Source organism: Roseibium sp. (assembly GCF_025698965.1).
Classification (GTDB): Bacteria; Pseudomonadota; Alphaproteobacteria; order Rhizobiales; family Stappiaceae; genus Roseibium.
The window spans coordinates 1-5,037 of the sequence record NZ_JAILWL010000469.1; the positions used below are offsets into that span (position 1 = coordinate 1).

Annotated in this window: 5 protein-coding genes and 1 pseudogene; 2 read left to right on the plus strand and 4 right to left on the minus strand. The window is 55.1% G+C overall.

Annotated elements, in window-relative coordinates; genetic code table 11:
• The 3 genes from K5905_RS27210 to K5905_RS27220 all read right to left on the minus strand — a co-directional run.
• Positions 1-149: biotin/lipoyl-containing protein (locus tag K5905_RS27210; RefSeq protein ID WP_297590172.1), on the minus strand; the 149-nt coding region annotated here is incomplete at its 3' end.
• A gap of 14 nt (positions 150-163) precedes the next feature.
• Entirely contained in the window at positions 164-1,213 is a 1,050-nt protein-coding gene (gene pdhA / locus K5905_RS27215; protein WP_297590165.1) for a pyruvate dehydrogenase (acetyl-transferring) E1 component subunit alpha, read from the minus strand.
• A 174-nt stretch (positions 1,214-1,387) separates the two neighbouring features.
• A complete protein-coding gene (locus K5905_RS27220; protein WP_297590167.1) occupies positions 1,388-1,729 on the minus strand; it encodes a septum formation initiator family protein in 342 nt (113 codons plus the stop codon).
• Positions 1,730-1,853: 124 nt separating this feature from the next.
• Here K5905_RS27220 and K5905_RS27225 point away from each other — a divergent pair, with 124 nt between their 5' ends.
• Positions 1,854-2,498: a protein-L-isoaspartate(D-aspartate) O-methyltransferase gene (locus K5905_RS27225; protein WP_297590168.1), complete on the plus strand. Its 645-nt coding sequence runs from the start codon at positions 1,854-1,856 to the stop codon at positions 2,496-2,498.
• 35 nt (positions 2,499-2,533) lie between these two features.
• Positions 2,534-2,689, plus strand: a pseudogene (locus tag K5905_RS27230) (Tn3 family transposase); the annotation flags it as partial.
• Between the two features lie 52 nt (positions 2,690-2,741).
• Here the strand turns inward: K5905_RS27230 and mfd are convergent.
• A partial coding sequence (gene mfd / locus K5905_RS27235; protein WP_297590170.1) for a transcription-repair coupling factor occupies positions 2,742-5,037 on the minus strand: 2,296 nt, incomplete at its 5' end.

Here is a 5,037-nt window from a genome sequence, read left to right on the forward strand (position 1 = left end):
GCTTCCACTTCCATGGTTGCCTTGTCAGTTTCAATTTCGGCGATCACATCGCCTGCGGAAACGGTATCGCCCTCGGCTTTCAGCCATTTCGCGAGCTTACCCTCTTCCATTGTCGGCGAAAGCGCCGGCATCAAAATGTCGATCGGCATAATTTCCCCCGGCTTTAAAGCAGAATATCGGTGTAGAGTTCAGACGCATCCGGTTCCGGATCCGACTGAGCAAATTCCGCAGCTTCTGCAACCTTTGCCCGGACATCCTTGTCGACGCCCTTGAGGTCGTCTTCGGAAGCCCAACCGTTGTCGAGCAGACGCTTGCGAACCTGCTCGATGGGATCGTGCTCGGTGCGCATTTTCTGAACTTCGTCCTTGGAACGATATTTCGCCGGGTCGGACATGGAATGACCGCGGTAGCGGTAGGTGATCATTTCAAGAATGTATGGTCCCTTGCCATCCCGGCACCATTTGAGAGCCTTTTCGGAAGCGGCCTTCACGGCCCGGACATCCATTCCGTCAACCTGCTCGCCTGGAATACCAAAGGAGGCACCACGTTGCGAGAGATCGGTCGTGGCCGAGGCACGGCTGATACTCGTACCCATGCCGTATTTGTTGTTCTCGATCACGTAAACGACAGGAAGCTTCCACAGCTCAGCCATATTGAAGCTTTCGTAGACCTGCCCCTGATTGGATGCGCCATCGCCGAAAAAGGCCATCGCAACATTGCCATTCTCGCGATACTTGTTGGCAAATCCGAGGCCAGTGCCAAGCGACACCTGTGCACCGACAATGCCATGACCGCCATAGAAATGCTTTTCCTTGGAGAACATATGCATGGAACCGCCCTTGCCTTTCGACAGGCCGCCCCGGCGCCCGGTAAGTTCCGCCATCACGCCTTTCGGGTCGAGATCCATAGCCAGCATATGGCCGTGGTCGCGGTAACCGGTGATCATCTGATCACCTTCTTTCTTCGCCATCTGCATACCGACAACGACAGCTTCCTGTCCGATATACAAATGGCAGAAACCACCGATGAGGCCCATGCCGTACAATTGTCCGGCTTTTTCCTCGAATCGGCGGATCAGAAGCATTTCGCGGTATGCGTGAAGTTCTTGGTCCTTGTTGAACTTGGCGATCGCAGGCCCGGCCTTCTTGGCGGAGCTGCGGGTCCGGCTGGTGCTCTTCGAGCTAGCGGAAGTGGTCTTTCTTGCTGCGGCCATAACCCTCTTCTCAGCGTGACGTTTCCCCTAAGACAGGTAGGAGCAACTTATCCTGTCGCCCCTGTCAATCCAATCCATGTTTTTCGGAGATACAAATCCATTTAAGGCGTTGTTCAGGTGAGGAAATTTAGTTTTTAACTGGAAATTTGTTAATTCAAGAAAATAAACCGAATATCAGTTTATGTTGTAACGATGCCCCGGACGAAGCACGACAAGCTCATTGGTGTTTACCAGATTGAGATTGAGCCGAGCTCTTTCATCCAGCATGTCAGGATCTAAGCTTTCCGGACGCAGCAAACTGACACGTCCTACCAATTCCTGGCGCTCAGCCACCAGTTGTTCCAGCTCCGTTTCAAGTTCCGACACCTGTCGTTCGATCATGGCGCGACCGACCATGCCGAGTTCGCCACTCATGGCATGAAACCCGAAATAACCGAGCGCGGCAATGGCGATTGCCGGCGTGATGAGACGACGTAGGAAGGATTGCTTTCGCTGGCGGGTAGCTGCTCGTGGCACGTTCGGACCTTAACACTGAACTCATGGTCTCTTGGTCAAAACACTATGAGCCCTTAGGTTTAATAGAGTCTTGAGAATGGCATTTAAATACGCGCAAATGTTGTTAACACCCGGAGGACCAAATATGGACCGGTTCGCCTCTGAGCGCGAGGAAATGGTTCAGCGACAACTTGAAAGCCGCGGAATTAGCGACAAACGGGTCCTTGATGCCATGCGCAAGGTTCCACGGCATCTGTTCGTTTCCGGAACTCGCCAGGCGCGCGCCTATTGGGATGGGCCGCTGGCCATAGGCCACTATCAGACGATTTCCCAACCCTACATAGTCGCACTGATGTGTGAAGCACTTGAGCTTACTGAGGAAAGTGATTGCCTGGAAATAGGTAGCGGGTCCGGTTACGCGGCTGCTGTGCTCTCGGAACTTGGCAGGTCTGTCATTTCTGTTGAACGCATTCCTGAATTGGCAGATCTAGCCAGAACAAATCTTGAAACTGCCGGATATTCGGACATCGAAGTCATCTGTGGCGACGGCACTCTCGGTTATTCCGACAAGGCTCCTTATGATGCGATCGCGGTTGCGGCCGGCGCTCCAATGACACCCGTAGCGCTCAAGGCGCAGCTGAAACCTGGCGGTCGTCTGGTCATTCCGGTCGGACAAAGCCAGGCCTGTCAGGAATTGCTTCGCATAAGACGCGCTTCTGACGGCTCCTTTCGGACCGAAAACCTGGGCAGCGTCGCTTTCGTTCCGCTGGTTGGCGAGGATGGCTGGTAAGTGCGCATCTACCATCTGCATGCGAAAACCTTGCGCTCAACCAACTGGCGGCCATCGTGATCTATTGGAACATGGCCCATGTGGCCGAAGCTGTCGCCGAGCGCCAGAATGCCAGATTTCCCGTTTCACCGGGACTTCAGGCACACGCATCCCCGCTCGACTGGGCGCACATCTTGTTCACCGGAGAATAAAAGCGGCTCTTGCTTAGCGTAGGGTTTCACACGCTACCGCAATGGCCCCATTCTATGCCGCCGCCAGCTTTGCCAGTTTCGTCAGGATTGTCGCCGTGCCTTTGAGCCGTGAGTCGGTCTTTTCCCAATCACGGGTCAGAACAACACGTTGATCCGGTCGAATCTTGGCAAGAACGCCCTGCTCGGCAATATAGGAAACCAGACCGGCAGGATTGGCAAACTCGCTGTTGCGGAAGCTGACAACAATGCCTTTTGGCCCTGCGTCCACTTTCTCCACATTCGCCTTGCGGCACAGCCCCTTGATAAAGACGATCTTGAGAAGATGCTGGACTTCTTCCGGCAATGGCCCGAACCGGTCGATCAGTTCCGCACCGAACGCATCGATCTCGCTGGCTTCAGAGACATCGCCAAGCCGACGGTAGAGCTGCAGACGAAGTTGCAGATCAGCGACATAATCTTCGGGTATCAGAACCGGTGTGCCAATATTGATCTGCGGTGACCATTGTTCTTCGCCAAAATCGGCACCGCCATCTTTCAATTGCGCAACCGCCTCTTCCAGCATCTGCTGGTAAAGCTCGAAGCCGACCTCCTTCACGTGACCGGACTGCTCTTCGCCCAGCAGGTTCCCTGCTCCGCGAATGTCCAGATCGTGACTTGCGAGCTGGAAGCCCGCACCGAGAGTTTCGAGCGACTGAAGCACTTTCAAACGACGCTCAGCCGTTACGGTCAGCGTCTTGTTTGCCGGCACGGTAAAGAGCGCGTATGCGCGGGTCTTCGATCGTCCGACGCGACCACGAAGCTGATAAAGCTGAGCCAGTCCGAACATATCGGCCCGATGCACAATCAAGGTGTTGGCTGTCGGGATATCGAGACCGGATTCGACGATCGTGGTCGAAAGCAGAACGTTGTACTTACCCTCGTAGAAAGCGTTCATCACGTCTTCCAACTCACTGGGAGGCATCTGGCCGTGGGCAACGGCAACTTTCAGTTCCGGCACACTTTCTTCAAGAAACGCTTTTCTCTCCGCCAGGTCGGAAAGGCGTGGACATACATAAAAGCTCTGACCGCCGCGATAGTGCTCGCGAAGCAGTGCTTCACGTACAACCAGCGGATCAAACGGCGATACGAAGGTGCGAACCGCCAACCGGTCCACCGGCGGGGTCGCAATCAGCGACAGTTCCCGCACACCTGTCAGCGCAAGTTGCAGCGTGCGCGGAATTGGTGTCGCCGACAGGGTCAGGACGTGAACGTCCGATTTCAGCTCCTTGAGCCGTTCCTTGTGCTTGACCCCGAAATGCTGCTCCTCATCGATGATAAGCAGTCCGAGGTCCCGAAACTGGACGGATTTGCCAAGCAGCGCGTGCGTACCGACGACGATATCGACAGATCCATCTGCAATTCCCTTCTTGGTCTGGGTAAGCTGACGGGTCGGAACAAGACGAGAAGCATGCGCCACGTTGATCGGCAGACCGTGAAAACGTTCAGCGAAGGTTTTGTAGTGCTGTCGCGCAAGCAACGTTGTCGGCACAACGACTGCCACCTGTCGACCTGACATTGCTGCAATAAAGGCTGCCCGAAGTGCGACTTCGGTTTTGCCGAAGCCGACATCACCGCATACCAGCCGATCCATTGGACGACCGGAGGAAAGGTCGTCGAAGACAGAATCGATGGCTGTCAGCTGATCGTCTGTTTCCTCATAAGGGAAACGGGTCGCGAACTCGTCATAGACGCCTTCCGGCGTTTCCACGACCGGTGCAGTTTTCAGCGCACGTTCCGCAGCGGTTTTGATCAATCCATCAGCGATCTCAAGAATGCGTTTCTTGAGTTTCGCTTTCCGGGCCTGCCATGCTCCGCCGCCCAGCTTGTCGAGTTGAGCTTCCTGGTCTTCCGAACCATAACGCGTCAGCAACTCTATATTTTCAACCGGAAGATAAAGCTTGTCGCCGCCAGCGTATTGAAGCTCAAGGCAATCATGCGGCGCGCCAACGGCTTCAATCGTCTTCAGACCGATAAAGCGTCCGATACCGTGTTCGACATGAACGACCAGATCCCCTTCGGAAAGGCCGGTTGCCTCGGTGATGACATTGGCGCCCTTGGCCTTCCGGCGCGTCTTGCGCACCAGGCGGTCACCCAGAATGTCCTGCTCTCCGATAAATACGACATCGGCGAGTTCAAAACCGTGCTCTATCCCAAGCACACAAAGTGCCGTTGTCTTGTCCGGAAGCGCTTCAACGTCCTTCAGCGTGTCAACTTCCTGGATCGAACCCAGCCCATGGTCGCCAAGGATCTGCCCAAGACGATCTCTGGAACCGTCCGACCAGCAGGCAATAACCGTACGCTTGCCGATC